This is a genomic window from Sulfitobacter sp. GN1-4 (genome assembly GCF_055693825.1).
Window position 1 is genome coordinate 2,645,894 of the sequence record NZ_JBVFUQ010000003.1, and the last position, 21,076, is coordinate 2,666,969.

Annotated in this window: 18 protein-coding genes, 2 pseudogenes and 1 riboswitch; of the genes and pseudogenes, 10 read left to right on the forward strand and 10 right to left on the reverse strand. The window is 60.6% G+C overall.

The genetic code is table 11. From position 1 onward, the window contains the following. Position 1 precedes the first annotated feature (1 nt). Positions 2-78: riboswitch (SAM riboswitch) on the reverse strand. A gap of 130 nt (positions 79-208) precedes the next feature. The 5 genes from ACZ1HM_RS13665 (at position 209) to ACZ1HM_RS13685 (ending at position 5,082) form a co-directional block, all read left to right on the forward strand. Beyond that, complete coding sequence (locus ACZ1HM_RS13665) at positions 209-913, forward strand: glutathione S-transferase N-terminal domain-containing protein (protein WP_472744620.1); 705 nt, start codon at positions 209-211, stop codon at positions 911-913. Between the two features lie 74 nt (positions 914-987). Then, on the forward strand, positions 988-2,610 hold the full coding sequence (gene ftsY / locus ACZ1HM_RS13670; protein ID WP_472743253.1) for a signal recognition particle-docking protein FtsY: 1,623 nt from the start codon (positions 988-990) through the stop codon (positions 2,608-2,610). After that, positions 2,607-3,452 (forward strand): hypothetical protein, encoded by an 846-nt coding sequence (locus ACZ1HM_RS13675; protein WP_472743254.1) that lies wholly within the window; start codon positions 2,607-2,609, stop codon positions 3,450-3,452. Before ftsY ends, ACZ1HM_RS13675 begins: the two co-directional genes overlap by 4 nt. A gap of 9 nt (positions 3,453-3,461) precedes the next feature. After that, positions 3,462-4,364, forward strand: coding sequence for a DMT family transporter (locus ACZ1HM_RS13680; RefSeq protein ID WP_472743255.1), 903 nt, complete (start codon positions 3,462-3,464; stop codon positions 4,362-4,364). Between the two features lie 109 nt (positions 4,365-4,473). Then, entirely contained in the window at positions 4,474-5,082 is a 609-nt protein-coding gene (locus ACZ1HM_RS13685; RefSeq protein WP_472743256.1) for an inner membrane-spanning protein YciB, read from the forward strand. 79 nt (positions 5,083-5,161) lie between these two features. On the opposite strand, the pseudogene ACZ1HM_RS13690 reads toward ACZ1HM_RS13685, so the two are convergent. Then, a pseudogene (locus tag ACZ1HM_RS13690) lies at positions 5,162-6,875 on the reverse strand (NAD(P)H-dependent oxidoreductase subunit E). A gap of 209 nt (positions 6,876-7,084) precedes the next feature. On the opposite strand from ACZ1HM_RS13690, the gene ACZ1HM_RS13695 reads away from it, so the two are divergent. Further along, positions 7,085-7,477, forward strand: a complete 393-nt coding sequence (locus tag ACZ1HM_RS13695) for a hypothetical protein (RefSeq protein ID WP_472743257.1) — start codon at positions 7,085-7,087, stop codon at positions 7,475-7,477. A gap of 4 nt (positions 7,478-7,481) precedes the next feature. Here the strand turns inward: ACZ1HM_RS13695 and xseA are convergent. Beyond that, positions 7,482-9,028: pseudogene (gene xseA / locus ACZ1HM_RS13700) on the reverse strand (exodeoxyribonuclease VII large subunit). Between the two features lie 70 nt (positions 9,029-9,098). Between xseA and purD the strand changes: the two are divergent. Beyond that, positions 9,099-10,364 (forward strand): phosphoribosylamine--glycine ligase, encoded by a 1,266-nt coding sequence (gene purD, locus ACZ1HM_RS13705; RefSeq protein ID WP_472743258.1) that lies wholly within the window; start codon positions 9,099-9,101, stop codon positions 10,362-10,364. A gap of 73 nt (positions 10,365-10,437) precedes the next feature. Here the strand turns inward: purD and ACZ1HM_RS13710 are convergent, their stop codons facing one another. Together ACZ1HM_RS13710 and ACZ1HM_RS13715 are read right to left on the reverse strand one after the other, a co-directional pair. Next, complete coding sequence (locus ACZ1HM_RS13710; RefSeq protein ID WP_472743259.1) at positions 10,438-11,130, reverse strand: FG-GAP repeat domain-containing protein; 693 nt, start codon at positions 11,128-11,130, stop codon at positions 10,438-10,440. Then, a complete protein-coding gene (locus tag ACZ1HM_RS13715) occupies positions 11,130-11,453 on the reverse strand; it encodes a 2Fe-2S iron-sulfur cluster-binding protein (protein WP_472743260.1) in 324 nt (107 codons plus the stop codon). The genes ACZ1HM_RS13710 and ACZ1HM_RS13715 overlap by 1 nt, the downstream gene beginning before the upstream one ends. A 219-nt stretch (positions 11,454-11,672) precedes the next feature. Here ACZ1HM_RS13715 and ACZ1HM_RS13720 point away from each other — a divergent pair, with 219 nt between their 5' ends. Beyond that, on the forward strand, positions 11,673-12,224 hold the full coding sequence (locus tag ACZ1HM_RS13720; RefSeq protein WP_472743261.1) for a peptidoglycan-binding domain-containing protein: 552 nt from the start codon (positions 11,673-11,675) through the stop codon (positions 12,222-12,224). 222 nt (positions 12,225-12,446) lie between these two features. Here the strand turns inward: ACZ1HM_RS13720 and ACZ1HM_RS13725 are convergent, their stop codons facing one another. The 6 genes from ACZ1HM_RS13725 to rpiA all read right to left on the reverse strand — a co-directional run bounded on the left by ACZ1HM_RS13725 (position 12,447) and on the right by rpiA (position 18,745). After that, positions 12,447-13,946 carry a Do family serine endopeptidase gene (locus ACZ1HM_RS13725; protein ID WP_472743262.1) on the reverse strand — a complete coding sequence of 500 codons (1,500 nt, stop codon included), beginning with the start codon at positions 13,944-13,946 and terminating at the stop codon, positions 12,447-12,449. Between the two features lie 150 nt (positions 13,947-14,096). After that, positions 14,097-14,291 carry a DUF2065 domain-containing protein gene (locus ACZ1HM_RS13730; RefSeq protein WP_472744621.1) on the reverse strand — a complete coding sequence of 65 codons (195 nt, stop codon included), beginning with the start codon at positions 14,289-14,291 and terminating at the stop codon, positions 14,097-14,099. After that, the gene (gene hflC / locus ACZ1HM_RS13735; protein ID WP_472743263.1) at positions 14,291-15,178 is read right to left on the reverse strand and encodes a protease modulator HflC; all 888 of its coding nucleotides are present in this window, start codon (positions 15,176-15,178) and stop codon (positions 14,291-14,293) included. Before hflC ends, ACZ1HM_RS13730 begins: the two co-directional genes overlap by 1 nt. Beyond that, positions 15,178-16,392: an FtsH protease activity modulator HflK gene (gene hflK, locus ACZ1HM_RS13740; RefSeq protein ID WP_472743264.1), complete on the reverse strand. Its 1,215-nt coding sequence runs from the start codon at positions 16,390-16,392 to the stop codon at positions 15,178-15,180. Before hflK ends, hflC begins: the two co-directional genes overlap by 1 nt. A 93-nt stretch (positions 16,393-16,485) precedes the next feature. Then, positions 16,486-17,946 (reverse strand): FAD-dependent oxidoreductase, encoded by a 1,461-nt coding sequence (locus ACZ1HM_RS13745; RefSeq protein WP_472743265.1) that lies wholly within the window; start codon positions 17,944-17,946, stop codon positions 16,486-16,488. Between the two features lie 10 nt (positions 17,947-17,956). Beyond that, positions 17,957-18,745 carry a ribose-5-phosphate isomerase RpiA gene (rpiA, locus tag ACZ1HM_RS13750; RefSeq protein ID WP_472743266.1) on the reverse strand — a complete coding sequence of 263 codons (789 nt, stop codon included), beginning with the start codon at positions 18,743-18,745 and terminating at the stop codon, positions 17,957-17,959. Positions 18,746-18,978: 233 nt separating this feature from the next. Here rpiA and ACZ1HM_RS13755 point away from each other — a divergent pair, with 233 nt between their 5' ends. Together ACZ1HM_RS13755 and ACZ1HM_RS13760 are read left to right on the forward strand one after the other, a co-directional pair. Beyond that, on the forward strand, positions 18,979-19,674 hold the full coding sequence (locus tag ACZ1HM_RS13755) for a glutathione S-transferase family protein (RefSeq protein ID WP_472743267.1): 696 nt from the start codon (positions 18,979-18,981) through the stop codon (positions 19,672-19,674). Beyond that, positions 19,674-21,047, forward strand: coding sequence for an L-serine ammonia-lyase (locus ACZ1HM_RS13760; RefSeq protein ID WP_472743268.1), 1,374 nt, complete (start codon positions 19,674-19,676; stop codon positions 21,045-21,047). Before ACZ1HM_RS13755 ends, ACZ1HM_RS13760 begins: the two co-directional genes overlap by 1 nt. The last annotated feature ends 29 nt before the right edge of the window (positions 21,048-21,076 follow it).

Sequence of the window (21,076 nt, forward strand, 5' to 3'; positions counted from 1 at the left end):
GGGGTCTTTCCTCCTGACCTTTTAGCGGGATGTTTAACGTGGCCCGCAATCCGGTAACAAATCGCCACGGGGTTGCATTACTCCTGCCGCCCCGGCGCGTCAACAACTTCAAAGGGATTTGAAAGAACGTGATGGGCGGTTTCTGGCCACCCTTGCCCGGATCGTGCAAACCGGCATGATGCCCCCACCCCAACAAGAGACTTTGATCATGCGCGACGCCCCCATTGACCTTTATTTCTGGCCAACCCCGAACGGATGGAAAATCTCCATCGCGCTCGAAGAAATGGGGCTGCCCTATACCACCCATCTGATCAACATCGGTGCGGGCGAACAATTTGCGCCTGATTTCCTAAAAATAGCGCCCAACAACAGGATGCCCGCGATTGTGGATCCAGACGGGCCTGGTGGGGCCCCGATTTCTGTATTCGAAAGCGGCGCGATCCTGCAGTACCTGGCGCGCAAGACCGGGCAGTTCTACGGCGAGGACGAGCGTGCGCGCGTGGCGGTGGATGAATGGCTGATGTGGCAGATGGGCGGTCTGGGCCCGATGGCAGGCCAGGCGCATCACTTTCTGAAATACGCCCCGCGTATGGATCCACCCAATGATCTGCCCTACGCCAAGGACCGCTACCGCACTGAGACCGGCAGGCTTTATGGCGTGCTTGACCGCCAACTTGCAAAGCATCGCTATGTGGCGGGTGATTTCGTGTCCATTGCGGATTTCTCGATCTGGGGCTGGGCGTCCCTTTGGGAAGGACAGCAGCAAAGCTTGGATGACAAGCCTCATATGGCGCGCTGGCTGGATGAAATGTCCGCCCGTCCGGGCGTACAGGCGGGCCGCGCGCTGCATGCAGACAAGCGCGCGGATTTTGGCAAAGACAAAGGCGCACAGGACAAGCTTTTCAAGAAATAGGTCCGCACAGCGCGGCCCCTTCCCTATCGGCATCTGAAAGAGTAAGCCAAAGCAAACAGGTGCGGAGGCCCTCCTTGGCGTTTTTCAAAAAACTCAAAGACCGTTTGTTCAAATCCTCATCCAAGATTGATGAGGGCCTAGAAGCGATTGTCAGTGACGGCGGAGAGACCGAAGAGGCGATCGTCGACACCGCCGCCGCAGAAGCTGATGCGCGCGCCGCGCAAGAGGCCGCTGAACAAGCGGCTGCCGAAGAGGCCCGCAGGGCCGAGGAGGCCGAAGCCGCAGCTGAGGCGCAACGCGCAGCTGAGGCGCGCGCAGCTGAAGAGGCAGCAGAAGCCCAAAAAGAAGCTGAGGCACGCGCCGCCCAAGAGACCGCCGCCCGGCTGGAGGCTGAGCGTCTGGCGCGCGAGGCTGAGGCCAAAGCCATCCAGGAAGCCGCAGATGCCGCCGCGCGCGAAGCGGCAGAAGCGGCTGCACGCGAGGCGGAAGAAATGCGGCTGGCCGAGGAAGCCCAGCGGGCGGAAGAGGCGCGTTTGGCCGAAGAGGCGCGCATCGCCGAAGAGGCCCGGCACGCCGCAGCCGAGGCGGCGGCGAAAGCCGATGCCGAACGTGCGGCAGCTGAGGCGGCAGCGAAAGCCTATGCCGAACGCGCAGCTGCTGAGGCGGCAGCGAAAGCCGAAGCCCAACGCGCGGCGGAGGCCGCCGCAGAGGTGGAACCCGCCCCCGCCAGCGCGCCAGAGCCGCTGCGCACCACCCTCACACCCGTCGCCCCCGATTTGCTTGAGGACACGCCGTCAGAAGAGCCTGCAAAGCCCGGCCTTCTGGGGCGTCTTATGGGCCGGGCCACCGCCCAGCCGGTGGTGCGCCGCACCCTTGACGATGACATGCTTGAGCAACTCGAAGAGTTGTTGATCACCGCTGATATGGGCGTTGAGACCGCTTTGCGTGTCACCGCGAACATGGCCGAAGGGCGCTTTGGCAAAAAGCTGTCGGTGGCCGAGATCAAACAGCTGATGGCCGATGAGGTCGCGCGGATCATGGAGCCCGTGGCCAAGCCCCTGCCGCTCTACCCCAACACGCCGCAGGTGGTGCTGGTTGTGGGCGTGAACGGGTCGGGCAAAACGACGACCATCGGCAAACTTGCAAGCCAGTTCCGGGCCGCTGGCAAGAAGGTGGTGATTGCCGCCGGTGATACATTTCGCGCGGCCGCCGTTGAACAGCTTCAGGTCTGGGGCGAGCGCGCGGGTGTTCCCGTGCTGACCGCCGCACAGGGCAGCGACCCGGCCAGCCTGGCGTTTGATGCCATGGGCCAAGCGCAGGCCGACGGCGCGGATTTGTTGCTGATCGACACCGCTGGGCGGCTGCAGAACCGGTCCGATCTGATGGAGGAATTGGCCAAAATCGTCCGCGTGATCCGCAAAAAAGATGAAACCGCCCCCCATAACACCTTACTGGTGCTGGATGCGACGACGGGTCAGAACGCCGTGTCACAGGTGAAGGTTTTCCAAGAGATTTCAGATGTTTCCGGCCTGGTTATGACCAAGCTGGATGGCACCGCAAAGGGCGGCGTGCTGGTCGCGCTTGCCGATCAGTTTGGTCTGCCCATTCATGCCATTGGTGTAGGCGAGCAGATTGACGATCTGTCCCCCTTTGATCCAGAGGAATTTGCAGACGCTTTGGTGGGGTACGATCGGTGAGCGTTCAGGCCCGCCAGATTTTCCAAGACCACCCGATCACCGGGCAAATCTCTCTCTCCACCGGGGCAGCTCCTACGCCCTATCACGTCTACGACGGCCACGGCACGCTGCTGACGGGCACCTGCGACGCGCAATGCCTTTTGTCGGCATTCGATGAACAAGATGTCTTTCCGGTTTTGACAGAGGCAGGGCGCGGCGTTTTGTTGGTTTTCATCTGCCAGTTCAACGATGCCAGCCACGGGCCGCATCTGGAACTCCACATCACAGCACTTTGCGCGCCACACGCAGATGCCCGCCTGCCAGACGCCCCCGCCGCCGCCTTGGCAGCACTGGCGACCAAGCCGGACTGGGGCGCGCTGAGCCTGCATCTGTGGAACGACAGCCCCGAAGTGGTGGCCTATAATTCAGAGTACCTTGGGCTGCAGGCGCAGACATGTGTGGGTGCCATCACACCAACAGACACCGCAGTTTCGTTTGATTTGCGCAGCACGAAAGGCGCGCTGATCAGCGCAGGCCAGCTGCGCCGAACGGCGAAATCTGACGGCAAGCTCATGGCCTCTGTCCTGAAACACTTGGGCTGGCGGGGCCTATGGGACGCGGTGCGCCGCAAACCGGCCATGGCCCATGTGATCAACCGCAAGGGCGCTGTGCTGGCCTACAATGGCCGCGCCAAGACCCTTACTGCGCCCGACACCATGACACTGTGCGCTTTTGACCCCGCCCAGGACCAGCTGATCACGGATGCGGGACCGCTGGCTGACTATGGGTTCACCCCGCAGATCATTGAACACATCACGCCGTTCCGTTTTGTCTATCTCCACCCTGATCATGCACAGGGGTAGGCCCGCGCCATGACAGACTGGCTTATCTCAATCGAAGGTACGCCCATGGGGCACCAGGTTGCGCTGGCGCTCGCGATGCTGGCGGCCTTTCTGCACGCCGTCTTTGGCGCGTTGCAAAAGGGCCGGCATGATCCCTGGCTGACCCGTGGGGCGATTGATGCCTCTTACGCGCTGATGGCCGCCCCCTTTGCGCTTTTTGTGGTGCCCTGGCCCGAGCCGCACATGTGGATCATCTTCTTTTGGGTTTTCGTGATCCACATCACCTACAAAGTGCTGCAGGCCTGGGCCTATACCAAAGGGGCCTACACCGTGGTCTATCCGGTGGTGCGCGGCACTGGCCCGCTTTTTACGGTGATCGGTGCCTACCTTATCTTTGATGAACGCTTTACCGGGGTGCAGTGGCTGGGGGTTGCGGTGCTGCTGTCGGGGATCTTTGGGCTGGCGCTTTATAACATGATCTTCCTTGTCAAAGAGCGTGACACCCTGCGCGCCGCACTCGGGCTTGCGGTGATTACAGGTCTTTTTGTAGCGCTCTACACTACCTATGATGCTTACGGCATCCGTGCGACGGCCAACCCTTTCACCTTTCTGGCTTGGTTTTTCATGATCGACGGGCTTGTGATGCCCGTCGTGGCCGCCATTAGGTGGCAGCGCATGGCAGATCCCCCACAGATCGGCCCGCTGATGGCGCGCGGCTTTGTCGGTGGTTGGGTGGCGTTTTTGAGTTTTGGGGCGATCATGATGGCCACCCGCCTGGATAAGGTGGGCGAAGCTGCGGTGCTGCGCGAAACCTCAACCGTTTTTGCAGCCCTCATCGGCTGGGCGTTCTTGAAAGAAACCGTTGGCCCCCGCCGCGTGGCGCTGATGGCGTTGATTGCCGCAGGCGCGGTGATTGTTGAGATGGGCGGCTAAGCCCCCACGGGGTTTGCCACCCCCAATCCGGGGCCATCCCCCTGCCGCCGCGGGTATGCCGACCAAAGTGGGCCTTGCCCCTGTCCTGCGGGCGCACTAGGACTGGATCATGCAAGACCCCAAACCGATAAACCCCGTTTTGAAACAGGTGCTTGAACTGGGCCCGCCCGTGGTCTTTTTCCTGATCTATCTGCGCATCCGCGACGATGTTTTTACCTTCGGCGGGACCGAGTACAGCGGTTTCATTGTGGCCACGCTGATCTTTGTGCCAATCCTGCTGGCCGCAATGGGCGTGTTGTGGGCGCTGACGGGCCAGCTGAGCCGGATGCAGATCTTCACCGCCTTCATGGTGATCTTTTTTGGTGGGCTGACAGCCTGGTTCAATGATGAGCGGTTCTTTAAGATGAAAACCACCATCGTCTATGCCTTCTTTGCTGCAATCCTGGCGATTGGGTTGGTGCGCGGACGCAGCTATCTGGCCTATATCATGTCGGAAATGATCCCGCTGACTGACGAAGGCTGGATGGTGCTGACCAAGCGACTGACCCTGTTCTTTATCGGCATGGCGGTGGCCAATGAGGTGGTGTGGCGCACCATGTCCACAGACGCCTGGGTCAAGATCGAAACCTTTGCCTTTCCCGTCATCATGTTTGTCTTTCTGTGGACGCAGATCGTGGCGCTTGAGAAATACACCGTCTCGGACGAGACGGAAGAGTAACGCGGCAAATCAAAAGGCCCCGGAGTACCTCCGAGGCCTTTGTTATTGAACCGTTTGAAATCAGACCGTTTTGCGGCAATCAGATCTCATCTGGGAAATGTTTCATCACCATGCGGATGGGGTTCGGTGCCGCCTGGCCCAAGCCGCAGATGGAGGCGTCTACCATCGCGGTGCTTAGCTCTTCCAACAGCCCGGTGTCCCACTGATCGGCTTGCATCAGCTTGACCGCCTTTTCACAGCCCACACGGCAGGGCGTACACTGACCACAGCTTTCATCTTCAAAAAAGCGCAGCATGTTCAGTGCGGCGCCCCGCGCGCTGTCTTGATCTGACAGAACCACCACAGCGGCAGAGCCAATGAAGGTGCCATGCGGCTGCAGCGTGTCGAAATCGAGCGGAATGTCGTGCATGGATGCGGGCAGAATGCCAGAGGACGGCCCGCCAGGCTGGTAAGCCTTGAACTGATGACCCTCAGCCATACCGCCAGCGGCCTCGATCACATCGGTGATGGTGGAGCCTGCGGGCAGCAGATGCACGCCCGGCTTGGCAACGCGGCCGGACACGGAATAGGACCGCAACCCTTTGCGCCCGTTCTTTTCGGTGCCTGAAAGCACCTCAGGCCCCTCACGGCAGATCCGCGCGACCCAGTGCAGTGTTTCCACGTTATGCACCAATGTCGGACGGCCAAAGATGCCCACCTGCGCCACAAAGGGCGGACGGTGGCGGGGCATGCCGCGCTTGCCTTCGATGCTTTCAATCATCGCGGATTCTTCGCCGCAGATATAGGCCCCCGCCCCGCGTCGCAGGTCGATATAGCCCATCTCAACCACACCAGCTTCTTCCAGCGCCTTGATCTCACGCGCCAGGATCTCCAGCACGGCTGGGTATTCGTCGCGCATGTAGAGGAACACCTTTTCAGCCTCGACGGCCCAAGCGGAGATCAACATGCCTTCGAGGAAGAGATGCGGCACCCGCTCAAGATAGTAGCGGTCCTTGAACGTGCCCGGCTCACCTTCGTCCCCGTTAACGGCCATATAGCGGGGGCCTTCGTTGGCGCGCACAAAGCCCCATTTCTTGCCTGATGGGAAACCCGCACCGCCCAAGCCGCGCAGACCAGAGGACAGCACCTTTTCCTCGGACCGCTTCCCAATCGCCATTGGCGCGCAGGTCTTTCAGTACCCCGTAGCCACCTTCGGCGGCATAATCGGCATAGGTTTCATAGGCGGGCACATGGGCGTGGGTATCGCCTGCAGCAATGGCCGCAGTCACCTTTTCGGGTGTGGCGTGATCAATATGGTTGTGGCCCAGCTCCAACACAGGCGCGGTATCACAGCGCCCCATGCAAGGCGCACGCAGCACGCGCACCTCAGCGGGGTCCAAACCGTCTTCCAGCGCCGCTTTAAGCTGCTGCGCACCTGCCAGTTCACACGACAGGGAATCGCAGACCCGAATGGTCAGCGCGGGCGGCGGGGTCTCTCCCTCTTTGACCACATCGAAATGCGCATAGAAGGTCGCCACTTCGTAAACTTCGGCCATCGACATGCGCATCTCTTCGGCCAGCGCGCGCAAATGCGCGGCAGACAGATGGCCATATTCGTCCTGAATAAGATGCAAATGTTCGATCAACAGGTCACGGTCGCGGGGTTTATCCCCCAAAAGCGCGCGCACCTCATCCCATGCGGCATCGGTCAGCTGACGGCCTTTGGTAAACCGCCGCCCCTTGCCCTTGCCGGACTTCCAAACGCCTTTGCGCGGCGCGTCTTCACCTGATTTGCTACGATCATCCAGCGCCATTGCGCACCTCACCTGTCGATTGCTGCGTTCTTGTACCAATAAGCCTTGGGGCCAAGCGATCAAAAAGCGACAATTCCACAGCGCTTTGCGCGGCCTGCGCATCGCATCTGTTCCCCAGACGGTGCGTTGTTGCCGATACGAAACCCGCCCAAGCGGAGTATGGCGCAAAGCCACTGGCACCACCGCCCGCTTTGAGGCAACATCCACCCATGAAAAAGCTTCTCTTGATATTGGCCCTTTTGGCACAATCTGCTGTGGCGCAAACCCCGATGACGGCGGAAGAATTTGACGCCTATACGCAGGGAAAGACGCTCTTTTTCGGCCAGAACGGCGAAGCCTATGGCGCTGAGATTTATCACGAAAACAGACGCGTTGAATGGTCGTTCCTGGATGGCGAATGCAAAACCGGCGAATGGTACGAAGACCGGGGGCTGATTTGCTTTGTCTATGAAGACAATCCCAACCCGCAATGCTGGAGTTTTGTGGAAACGCCAAAGGGGCTGATCGCCCGGTTTGAAAACCGCCCCGACACCACAGAGCTTTATGAGGCGCAGGAGCTGGACGCGGAAATGATCTGCCTTGGCCCAAAGGTGGGCGTCTAGCCCGCTAGAGCAGGCTGCCCTGTTCGGGGGGCGTATCGGGGCCTTTCTTGCGCGCAGGGGCAGGTTTGCCGCCCAAGGCTACGCGGCCATCGGCAAACTCAATTTCCAACGCCTGTGCCTTTTTGGCGGCCTTGGTGTCTGTCACCACCGCGCCATCGCCGCGCACAACCGCATAGCCGCGCGCCAATGTGGCTTTGTAGCTAAGCGTTTCACGCAGACGGTCCATGCCCTCCAACCGGTTATGCCAGGATTGGATCTGCCGGGTGCCTGCGGCGGATAAGCGGTTGATCAACTTTGCAAATGTCTGAGCCTTCAGTTCGCGGTCGCGGGCCAAAGCCTCGGGCCGGAAGGCTTTGCTGCGGTCCGCGAACCGGTCGCGTTTAACAGCCAAGGCCCGCGCCATGGCCGGGTTCAGACGCGCGCTGAGATCGTCCAACCGCCGTCTGTCTGCAGCCACCCGTTGACGCAAGGTGGCCGGACGCAAGGATCCCGAAACATCCGCCAGTTTGACCCGCCGACGCTGCACACCAGCAATGAGCGCGGGCCCCAACTGCTCCCCTGCCCGGTCCAGACGCTGGCGGGGGGCCTCCAACAGGCTGTCGGCCTTTGGCAAGGCCCGCGCCAGATCGCGCAACCGCTGATCCCGATTGCTGAGGCCCTGACTAATCAACGCGGACATCCGCGCCTCTTGCCCGTCCAGCCAGGCCATCAATTCATGGCGCACCGGCACGGCCAGTTCCGCCGCCGCCGTCGGCGTTGGCGCCCGCCGGTCCGAGACATAATCAATCAGGGTTGTGTCCGTTTCGTGCCCCACAGCAGAGATCAGCGGAATGTCAGAGGCCGCCGCCGCCCGTGCCACGATCTCTTCGTTAAAGCCCCACAGGTCTTCGACCGATCCGCCCCCCGCGCCACGATCAACAGATCCGGGCGCGGCAAGGCTCCGCCGGGTGTCAGCGCGTTGAACCCCGCAATGCCGCGCGCCACCTCAGGGGCGCATTTGGCCCCCTGCACAGCCACCGGCCAGATTAGCACCTTGCGCGGAAAGCGGTCGCGCAAACGGTGCAGGATATCGCGGATCACCGCCCCCGAAGGGGAGGTTACAACGCCAATGATTTCAGGCAGATAAGGCAGCGGTTTCTTGCGCGCGGCGTCAAACAGCCCCTCAGCGGCCAGCATCTTTTTGCGCTTTTCCAGCAGCGCCATCAACGCGCCCATGCCCGCAGGTTTGATATCTTCGATGACGATCTGGTATTTCGACTGTCCACCAAAGGTGGTGACGCGGCCCGTGGCGACCACCTCCATCCCCTCTTCGGGTTGGGTTTCAAGCCGGGCAGACACGCCTTTCCAGATCACCCCAGAGATGACCGATTTGTCGTCTTTCAGATCCAGATAGATATGGCCCGAGCGCGGGCGGCTGACCCGGCCCACTTCGCCTTTGATCCGCACATGGCCAAACTCACCCTCAATCACGCGTTTGATCGCGCCCGATATTTCGGTGACCGTGAATTCAGGGCTGTTCAGCCCTTCTGATGCATCGTCAATCAGGTCCATGTTGTATCCTTGCCCCTGCCGCCGCCAGAGCTTAGAACGCCCCCCAACAAAGGCCAAGGGAGCGGACGCCATGAACATCCTTATTTTGGGCAGCGGCGGACGGGAACACAGTCTGGCCTGGGCAACGCTGCAAAACCCCAAATGCGATAAACTGATCGTGGCCCCCGGAAACGCGGGCATTGCGCGTATTGCCGATTGCGCAGCGTTGGACATCCTTGATGGGGCTGCTGTGATCACCTTTTGCGAAGCCAACAGCATTGATTTCGTGATCGTAGGCCCCGAAGCGCCCCTGGCAGCGGGTGTGGCGGATGATCTGCGCGGGGCAGGTTTTTTGGTCTTTGGCCCCTCAAAAGCGGCCGCACAGCTTGAGGCGTCAAAACACTTCACCAAAGAGATTTGCGACGCCGCACATGCCCCCACCGCGGCCTATGCCCATTTCACCACGCAGGCAGAGGCGCGCGCCTATGTTGAGGCGCAGGGTGCGCCCATCGTGATCAAGGCGGATGGTTTGGCTGCGGGTAAAGGCGTGATTGTCGCCATGACCCAAGAAGAGGCGCTGGCCGCCGTTGATGAGATGTTTGACGGTGCCTTTGGTGCGGCGGGTGCTGAGGTGGTGATTGAAGAGTTCATGCAGGGCGAGGAAGCCTCATTTTTTGTGCTTTGTGATGGCGCGGATGTTTTGCCCATTGGCACCGCGCAAGACCACAAGCGCGTAGGCGAAGGCGATACCGGCCCCAACACCGGCGGCATGGGGGCTTATTCCCCCGCACCGGTCCTGAGTGACAGCGTGGCGCAAAAGGCGTTGGATGAGATCGTCCGCCCCACGATGGCTGAGATGGCGAAACGTGGCATGCCCTATCAGGGCGTCCTTTATGTCGGGCTTATGATCAAGGACGGCCAGCCTCGGCTGGTGGAATACAACGTGCGCTTTGGCGATCCTGAGTGTCAGGTCTTGATGATGCGGCTGGGCGCACAGGCGTTTGATCTGATGCAGGCCGCCGCCGAAGGCCGGTTGGCGGACATGCGCGTCAACTGGGCGGCTGATCATGCCATCACGGTTGTGATGGCGGCAGATGGCTATCCCGGGGCTTACGCGAAGGGCTCTGTCATCTCTGGCCTTGATGCGGTGCCCGAGGACAGCAAGAACATGGTCTTTCACGCTGGGACATCCCTGCAAGACGGTCAGGTGGTGGCCACAGGGGGGCGGGTTTTGAACGTCACGGCCCGTGGCGAGACACTGCAAGACGCGCAAACGCGGGCCTATGCAATCGTGGATGCGATTGACTGGCCCGAGGGGTTTTGCCGTCGGGACATTGGCTGGCGGGCGCTTTCGTAGGGTCAGGCTTTTTAAAAGAGCCAGAGCGAAGCCTTTCAAGGCTTCGGTACGATTTCTTGCAAGAAATCGGCCCCTAGCAGCTCAGGGCGGCCTTAAAACTCTGGGGACCGCGAATGGCCGAAACGGTGCGCTGCGTGAACACAGCGCCGTCAAACTGGACCGCCACAACATCGCGCCAGTTTGCCGTGGCCAAGATCATTTCAGGCCCGTCACCGCACTGCCGCATCCCACCGCTGATGAAATCCTCACCGATCCGGTGGTTGGTGAACCCTGCCGCATTCGCCACTGGGATCAGATTACCACCAGCGAACCGCCAAACCCGAATGGTCTTGGCCAGATGCGGGCGGTCCACATAGGCCACTTCAATCGCCCCGTCGCCATCCAGATCCGCCGCACCGATTGGGGCCAGCCAGCGGTTGGTTTGCCCAATATGCGGCGTTTCGGCCAGCTTGCCTTGTGGTGTGTAAATGGCCAGCGCCCCGCCCCGCGCCATGTCGGTTTCGACCACCACAACCTCTGGCAGGCCATCGCCGGTGACGTCCCAAAGACGTGGTGCGATGTCTTCGAAAACGTGATCGGTGGGTAGAGTGATTGTCACCGTACCGCGCCCGGCCACGTCCATTTCAAGCGCGCCATATTCAATGGCATCACCCAGAACAGCGTGGCCGTACCGCGCCGTCGGCTCTGCGAACCGCGCACCGGTGATCGTTTCCGCCGCCGCCGGGAGCGCCAGGGCGGCGGCACAAAGCGCCGCCCGGATCAGCATCAGATCTGCTTTTCAGGCATCTGGACACGCAGGCCGTCCAGCGCATCCGTGACCTTCAACTGGCAGGTCAGACGGGATGTCGTCGCATTGGGCTCATAGGCAAAATCCAGCATGTCTTCTTCCATGTCGTCTTTGGCGGGCAGCTTTTCCACCCAAGCCTCATCCACATACACATGGCAGGTTGAACAGGCGCAGGCCCCGCCACAATCCGCTTCGATGCCGGGGATGTTGTTGTCCCGCGCGCCTTCCATCACAGTCAGACCATTGGCAACGTCCACAACGTGCTCTTTGCCGCCATGTTCAACATAAGTGATCTTCGCCATTCTAAGCGTTCCTTCCTCAAAATCCTCGAAGATATCTAGCCCTCGCCGGGACGGGCTTCCACCCCCTTTGCGACAGAAAACGCCGGGCGGGGACAAGGAGGTGCCACAGCCGCACCGCGCCGCTCGGCAATCTTTGGCGCACGCCTGCTTGTCAATTCCACCCTTGCGCTAGGATTGCGGGGGGAAAACGACTAGACTGCGCAAAAAACGAGCATTGAAATGTCAGGCACACTCAAATCAAGAACCTTGCCCTTGGCGCTGAGCCTGCTGGTTGTGGCCACGCTTAGCGCATGTGACGCCTCCACGGGACAGAACCCACGGGCTGAACCAGGCGTCTTTGCGCCCACCCGCGATGGTCCAGAAGGGGCGCCAGAGGGCACCTGCTGGGGCAAGACGGTCAGCCCCGCGGTGGTGGAACGGGTCAGCCAGCGGGTTGAGGTGACGCCCGCCAAGGTAAACCCCGATGGGACGATTGCCGAATTGCCGGTTTATGAAACGCAAGACCGTCAGGTGATTGTGACGCCGCGCAAGGAAAACTGGTTTGAGACCCCGTGCGCAGATGTGCTCACACCGGAGTTCATCGCCACCTTGCAACGCGCATTGGCCGCGCGGGGGATCTATGCAGGTGCCGTCACGCAGATGATTGACCCTGCAACCCAAGCGGCCGTTCAACGGTTTCAGAGAACACAGGGCCTCGATAGCCCCGTGCTGGCGCTGAGCACGGCACGGACGCTTGGTCTTATTGCCGTGCCGCGCACGCCGGCGGACTAGGGTCTGTTAAGACTGTGTGGGGGGGCCTGTGCTTCAGCTGAGGTTTCGTCTGAAAGACCGCTGACCGCCGGAATGCTCCAACAGACCTCAGGCAGATCGCGCGGGCCTTTTGGCACGCGTGAGACAGACAAAAGGGGCAAAGCGAACCTTGCCCCTTGTGCCATTTATTGCTCGTCGGTGCCGCGCAAAACTCAGCCTGCGCAGACCCACCCGGCCTGCGGATTATTCGCCCAACGACAGCGCGACAAAGCGGGGATCGCCCGCGCGGCGCACCAGGAGCAGCAGCGATTTGCGGCCTGCGTCTTTGGCCGCGTCCACACGCGCTTCCAGATCGCTGATCGTGGTGACCTTTTGCTGTCCCGCCTCGGTGATGATGTCGCCCGTGCGCAGACCTTTTTCAAAGGCCTCAGACGCTTCGTCCACCGCCGTGATCGCCAGACCTTCGGCATCTTCTGCCGTTCCCAGCTCAGAACGCAGAGTATCCGTCAAAGGTGCCAGCGTCAGACCCAGCAGGTCTTTGGTCTGTGGCTCCGCCTCCGGCTCGGGTGCGCTTTCACCGCCTGCGCCTGCTGCATTTGCGTCCTCACGCCGGCCCAGCACAACGCGCACCGTCTGGCTTTTTCCTTCGCGCATGACGGTCACGCGGACAGTTGCACCCACGGGGCTATTGCCCACCTGCCGGACAAGGCCGCGCGTGTCTTCAACGGTGACACCATCAAAGGACAGGATAACATCACCGGTCAGCAGGCCCGCCTCTTTGGCGGGCCCCTCTGGCACATCGGTGATGAGCGCGCCTGTCGCCTCTTCCAGGCCCATGGCGTCGGCCACATCTTCGGTCACATCCTGAATGCGCACGCCCAACCAACCACGGCGGGTTTCACCGTATTCCTTTAGCTGATCCACAACCCGCGTCACGACGTTGGAGGCCATGGAAAAGCCGATGCCGATGGAACCGCCATTGGGCGACAGGATCGCGGTGTTCACGCCGATCACGTCACCATCCATGTTAAAGAGCGGCCCACCTGAGTTGCCTCGGTTAATCGCCGCATCTGTTTGGATGTAGTCGTCATAGGTGCCAGATAGCGCGCGGTTGCGGGCCGACACGATCCCTGCAGAGACAGAGAACCCTTGCCCCAGCGGGTTGCCCATTGCGATCACCCAATCGCCCACACGGGCCGCGTTGCTGTCACCGAAGGTGACAAATGGCAGCGGCTCTTCGGCCTCAACCTTGAGAAGCGCTATGTCGGTGTTGGGGTCGGTGCCGATCACGGTGGCCTTCAGCTCACCGCCCAGGAAAAACTCAACCGTGATCTCATCCGCGCCTTCGATGACATGGTTGTTTGTGACCACAAAGCCATCTTCAGAAATCACAAATCCCGATCCCAGCGCGGAGGACCGGCGCGGCCGCTGGCCGTTATCGTCATTACGGTCTTGAAAATCGCGGAAGAAATCCTCGAAGGGAGAGCCCTCAGGCACAATCCCGCGCGGGCCTGTCCGGCCCTCCACCACCGTGGAGGTTGTGATGTTCACAACCGACGGGCTGATCTTTTCAGCCAGCGGTGCCAGGCTTTCTGGTTTGGCCAAGGCCACGACCGCCTGTGCCACGAAAAAGGCCAGGGCCAGCAGAGCAAGCCAAACCAGCTTAATCTGTGGGGTCACGGTAAGACGACGCGCGCGTGCCTGAGCCTGGCGGCGATGCTGGATGGGGCCCTGTGGCTGCATGGGGGTCTCCTGCTTGTTCTTTTGCGCCTTGGCGCGTGATCTGGTTTTCGTCAGAGTGCCTTGCCCGTCACCCTGTCGCAATATCAAAGATGTGGCATGTCACAGCCATTTCAACGGCATGTACAGAGCAGATCGCCATTCCATCCGGCATTACACGCCAATTTGAAAAGCAATCCACACCAGGATCAAACCGCCCACGACCACCAGTGCCCCGATCTGGCGCACTGCGGTTTCGGGCAGGGTGCGCAATGTCTCAAGCATCCGCTCCAACAGCGAAGGGGCCAGTGCGTACACCAGCCCCTCGAAAATCATGACCAAGCCCAAAGCTAGGATCAGTAGTTCCATCATTGCGAAGCAGCTGCCCCCTGATCGGAGCGCAGATAGTTGAAGAACTCAGAATCTGGCGACATCACCATGGTGGAGTTCTGCCCGCGCAGCGCCTCTTCATAGGCTGTCAGGGACCGGTAGAATTCAAAGAATTCCTGATCCTGACCGTAAGCTTCGGCAAAGATGCGGTTCCGTTCGGCATCCGCTTCACCTTCGATGATGCGCGCATCCCTGCGGGCCTCAGACAGGATCTCTTCGTATGTCCGGTCCGCCAGGGCGGTAACACGCTGCGCCGCTTCGCGGCCCCTTGCGCGTTCATCTGTCGCTTCCCGGTCCCGTTCCGCGATCATCCGCTGCAGTGTCGCATCAAAGTTCTGCTCCGGCAGGTTGGTCTGGCGCAGGCGCACATCCACAACCTCAAGGCCCAGCGCATTGGCACGCGCATCCGCCTGCACCCGGATCTGGTCCATCAGACCGGCCCGTTCAGGCGACAGGATGGTGTTGGAGGTCACGCCTTGCGAACCCAGCACCGCACGGATCTGCGATTCCATGATACCGGAAAGGTCATTCACGGCCTGACGTTCACCGCCCGCACCAATCGCTTGGCGGTACTGCACAATGTCCGCAATGCGGTAGAGCACAAAGGCGTCAATTTCCAAACGCCGGTCGTCCGCAGGCGTCACCTCGATCACTTCTGTCTCAAGGCTCAGGATACGGTCTTCGTAGCGCACCACCTCATCCAAGAGCGGTACTTTCATGTTCAGACCAGGATCGGTCACAACCTGCTTGATCTGACCAAAGCGCAAGACCAGCGCCTTTTCACGCTCATCCACAACAAAGAGCGACGACAGAACAGCCACAATCGCAACCACGACAATCGGGATCAAAAGACCAAAAGCACGCATTAGTTTGTCCCTCCTGAACGACGCAATTCATTCAATGGCAGATAGGGCACAACGCCCTGCGCGTTGCCATTTCCGCCCATGCCGCCTTCAAGAATGATCTTGTCGACGTCACCCAACACTTTCTCCATCGTCTCCAGATAAAGACGTTTGCGGGTCACTTCTGGGGCCTGCTGATACTCTGTCATGACGGCAGAGAAACGGCTGGCCTCACCGATCGCGTCATTCACAACGCGGGCGCGGTAGCCTTCTGCCGCTTCCAGCAACTGCGCAGATTCACCACGCGCCTCAGCTGTTCGGCGGTTGGCATAGGCATCCGCCTGACGCTCCACCCGGTCACGTTCCTGTTCAGCCGCCTGAACGTCACGGAACGCATCCACAACGCTGGCTTGCTCTGTTGTGCCGTCAGCCCGTGTGATGATGACCGTCTGGCTGGGCGGGTCCACTTTGTTCAAGTTGACACGCAGCACATTGATCCCGGTCTGACGGTTGTCCAACGTGGTCTGGATCAACTCCTTTACGCGATCCGCCACCGCACCACGATCCCGGCTGAGGATCGGGGCAAGTTCGGACTGCGCGATCACTTCGCGCATCGCGGATTCGGAAATCGCACGCACCGATTGCTCAGGGTCACGCAGCGAGAATTTGAAGTCTTTGGCGTTCTTGATGTTCCAGACCACCTGGAAATCAATATCCACGATGTTTTCATCTGTGGTCAGCATCAGTCCATCATTGTCGGAACTGCCCCGCCCCACGCCGATCTCTTCGGTGCGGTTGGTGGTCACGTCAAACACCTCAGCCGTGACAACTGGCCAGGGCGCAAAGTTCAGACCTTCGGTCCCAACCCCAGTGAATTCACCCAAGAAAAGCTCAATTGACTGCTGTTCGGGGCGCACTGTGTAGAAACTGGCAAACGCCCAAGCCGCCAAGGCGACCACAAGCCCAAGCCCAACGGTGCCGCGCGTCAAAAGCGGGCCGCCGCCATCGCCGCCGCCGCCACCGTTCCGGCGTCCACGATCACCACCGCCGCCCATCAGGACCCGCAGCTGTTCCTGGCCTTTCTTGACCAGCTCATCAATCTCGGGGATTGGCGGCTTGTCACCGCCCTGCCCTGGGCCACGTCCGCCCCCATTTGGACGGCGATCGCCCGGACCGTCGTCCCGTCCTCCGCCTGAATTTCCACCGCCGCCCCAGGGGCCGCCATTGTTACCAGCCATGTAGTTCTTTTCCCTTCCTCGCCGCAGCTGCGCGGCACGCGTCTCTGACGCCACATTTCTGCTGTGTCAAATGTGTGTCTGACCCTGTCAAATTCAACCCGTTCGCATCGGATTGCGCATTGTGACAAGCTCTTCGGACATGGTCGGATGCACCGCACATGTCGCATCAAACTGTTCTTTGGTCAGCCCTGCCTTGACGGCAATGCCCACCATCTGGATCAACTCTCCTGCCGCCGGTGCGACGATGTGACAGCCCAAAACCACGCGCGTCGCTTTGGAGACCACCAATTTCATCAGCACCCGGTCAGATTTGCCCGCAAAAGCGGTCTGCATCGGCTTGAACGAGGTGCAATAAATCTCAACCTCTTCCTGCGCGCGTGCCTCTTCTTCGGTCAGGCCCACAGTGCCAAGCTCTGGCTGCGTGAACACAGCGCTTGGGATCAGATCATGATCCACCGCTGTGGGCACACCACCAAAGACCGTCTGGACAAAGGCCATCCCCTCCCGGATCGCAACAGGCGTCAGGTTCACACGGTCCGTGACATCGCCAATCGCATAAATCGACGGCACCGCGGTCTGGCTGTACGCGTTGACACTGATCTCACCACGCCGGCCCAAAGTCACCCCGACCTCTTCCAACCCCATGTTCTTGCTGGAAGGATCCCGGCCCGTGGCAAAGAGCACCATGTCAAAGACCTTCTCTTCGCCGTTGGTGGACTTGACCCAAACCGGCCCGCCGTGCCCACCCGCCGCTTGCGGTGCGCTGGCCTCTTGTACCGGTGCCCCCATCGCGGCATCTGAGGCGGTAAAGCTGGGGCCATCCACATGATCCCCCGCCCGCTGCATCTCCACGATGTTGCTGCCCAGGCGCAGATCAATGCCACGCTCGCGCATGCTCTCAGCCACCAGACCGCGCGCCTCTTCATCAAAGCCCCGCAGGATCTGGGCACCCCGGTAATACTGCGTCACCTCAACACCCAGACCATTCAGGATGCAGGCAAACTCGCAGGCGATATAGCCGCCGCCGATGATCAGGATGGACTTGGGCAGGCGCTCCAGATGAAAGATGTCATCTGATACAATACCCAGCTCAGCATTAGGGATATCGGGCCGCACCGGGTGACCGCCCGTGGCCACCAGAATATGCTTTGCCGTCTTTGTGGTGCCATCGGCCAAAGCGACTGTATGCGCATCCTGGATGCTGGCACGCTGATCAAAGGTCTCCACGCCTGAGCCCGACAGCAAATTGCGGTACACCTGTTCAAGGCGGTCCAACTCACCGTTCAGCTTGCCACGAAAACCTGCCCAATCAAACGTGCCTTCCCCGATGCTCCAGCCATAGGCCTGCGCCTCTGCTGGCAGGCCCGCATATTCAGAGGCAAAAACCATCAGCTTTTTGGGCACACAGCCCCGGATCACACAGGTCCCGCCATAGCGGTCATCCTCAGCCAAGCCCACCTTGGCCCCATATTCGCCTGCCGCCACACGCGCCGCGCGCACGCCGCCTGAACCGCCGCCAATTACGAAAAGGTCAAAATCAAACGCATCCGCCATGGCTGCTCCTTTAATCGCTGAGGTCTGAGAAGAGGTTATCTGTCTCAACAAAATCCAGCCGCTCTGTGGCGACCGTGCCCTCATTTATGTCGCGCACCTCAACCTTGCCATCCCCATAGCCGATCACAACCGTGTCACAGATATCAATGAACAGCCCGTTCTCAACGATGCCCGGCATCTGATTGACCACCAAGGCCAGTTGCCGCGCATTGCCAATACGGTTGAGGTGTAGATCCAGGATGTGGTTCCCCTCATCCGTCACAAACGGCACATCACCGTTCATGCGCAGCGTTGAATTGCGCCCCAGCACATCCATCGAAATCAAGGTCTCTTCCAACAAAGCCTGCGTCGTCTGCCAGCCAAAAGGGATCACTTCCACGGGCAATGGAAAGGCCCCCAAGGTCTCCACTTCTTTGCCCACATCCGCAATCACCACCATCTGATCCGATGCCGTGGCCACGATCTTTTCTTGCAAAAGCGCGCCGCCGCCCCCCTTGATCAGGTTGAGATCGCCGTCAAATTCATCCGCGCCGTCAATGGTCAGATCCAGCCACTTCGCCTCATCCAGCGTTATGACCTCAATGCCCACATCCCGCGCCAAAGCAGCCGTGCGCGATGAGGTCGGCACGCCTTTGATCCGCAACCCATCATCGCGCACCATTTCACCCAAACACCGCACCAGCCAGGCCGCGGTAGAGCCTGTGCCCAGACCCACGCGCATGCCGTCTTCGACAAATTGCGCCGCACGTTTCGCGGCGACAAATTTCGCCTTGTCGATGGGGGACAATTCTCCGGCCATGGGCAGCTCCGTATTTAATCTTGCCGCGTTATAGGGAGATTCCCGCTCAGGTGCGAGGCGTGAACGCCACCTTTTTTCGCGCGCGCCCCCGAAACGCCCCCCTCCCAAGAACCCACTCGGTTTTGGTGCGCCAGCAACCCCGCCCCAGATGCAAAACCCGCAAAGCCGCATGATCCCCGCACAGGGTCGTTTTTGCACCCGACGCAAATACGCCGCAGGCTAAATAGACCCCTATGACCTATGTCCTGCATTACGCCCCAGATAACGCATCGCTGATCATCCGCCTCGCACTTGAGCAGCGCGGCCTTCCCTATCGCACCCAGCTGGTGGACCGCACCACCCGCGCCCAAGACAGCGCCCCCTACCGCGCTCTCAACCCCAATGGGCTGATCCCGGTGCTCGAAACGCAGCAAGGGCCGATCTTTGAAACCGGGGCCATCTTGTTATGGCTGGCCGATCACCACGGCGGGCTTGGTCCGGCACCAGACGATCCAGAGCGTACCGCCTTTCTGAAATGGCTCTTTTATCTCTCAAACACGCCGCATCCCCTGCTGCGCCAAATGTTTTATGCTGAGACCTATATCGCACCGCCTTTTGCGGAGGCCCTGCGCGCCGGGATGGCTGCCAAGCTCAAAACCGCCTATGCCACTTTGAACGATCTTGCAGCCTCTGGCCCCTCATGGCTGGCAGCGGATCAACCCACGGTGCTTGATTTCTACCTCTGTGCCCTGCTGCGCTGGTCCCAAATCTACCCCTCCGGGGCGGATACCGCCTGGTTCCAGCTGGCCAACTACCCCGCCTTGCACGCCCTTTGCCGCAAGATCGATGCGCTTGGTGCCACTGATGCCTTGCGGCAGGCCGAAGGACTTGGCAAAGAGCCGTTCAGCAACGCGCAGCTCCCCACCCCACCAGAAGGCAGTGCCACCTGATGTTTTTGTCCGTATTCGAGATGTTCAAAGTGGGCATTGGCCCGTCTTCTTCCCACACGATGGGGCCGATGGTGGCCGCTGCCCGCTTTTTGGACCTGATGCGCGCCTCTCCCTTTCAGTTTCACGGGCTGCGCGCGTCCTTGCATGGCTCACTGGCCTTTACTGGCGTGGGCCACGCCACAGACCGCGCCACCATCCTGGGCCTCGCGGGCTTTACCCCCGACAGCTATGATGCGACGCAGGCCGATGAGACGCTGAAAGCGATCAAAGAGGCGCATGTCATCACCGTGCCAGACCTGCCGCCACTTGCGTTCAATCCCAAAACTGACCTGATTTTTGACTATGATCACAAGCTCGACGGCCACGCCAATGGCATGATGCTGATGGCCACAGACGCCCAGGGCGACGTCACGCTAAGCGAGGTTTATTACTCCATCGGTGGCGGCTTTGTGATGACAGAGGCCGAGCTTGCCGCAGGCAAAGCCACCGACGAAGGCGCGCCTGTGCCCTTCCCCTTCAAATCCGCAGCTGAAATGCTGGAGATGTCGACCCGCTCCGGCAAATCCATCGCTGATATGAAACGCGCCAACGAAGTGGCCCGCAACGGAGAGATCCACCTCAAGACCGGCACCAAACGGCTTTGGGAGGTGATGAACGATTGCATCGACCGAGGCCTCAGCACCGATGGCATCTTGCCCGGCGGCCTATCTGTCAAACGCCGCGCCAAGGGCATTCATGAGGCCCTTTTGGCCGAACGCGGCCTGAACCAGCCCGCCCCCCATACGATCAACGACTGGATGAGCGTTTATGCCATGGCGGTGAATGAGGAAAACGCCGCTGGCGGCCAGGTGGTCACGGCCCCCACAAACGGGGCGGCGGGCGTGCTGCCAGCCACGCTGCGCTATTACCTTGACCACGTGCCCGGCGCCTCTGAGGCGCATATCGAAGATTTCCTGCTGACCGCCGCCGCCATTGGCGGGCTCGTCAAATTCAACGCCTCCATCTCTGGGGCCGAAGCGGGGTGTCAAGCCGAGGTTGGCTCCGCCGCCGCGATGTCCGCTGCTGGTCTTTGTGCGGTTATGGGCGGCACGCCGGAACAGGTGGAAAACGCCGCCGAAATCGCACTGGAGCATCATCTGGGCATGACCTGCGACCCGGTCAAAGGTCTGGTGCAGGTGCCGTGCATCGAACGCAACGGTTTGGGCGCGATCAAGGCGGTCTCTGCTGCATCCTTAGCCTTGCGCGGGGACGGCACCCATCTTGTCCCGCTGGACGCTTGCATCGAGACGATGCGCCAGACCGGCGAAGACATGAGCGAGAAATACAAAGAAACCTCGCTGGGCGGGCTTGCGGTGAACATTCCCAATTGCTGATGTCCGCGCTTTAGGCTCAGTTACTTCGG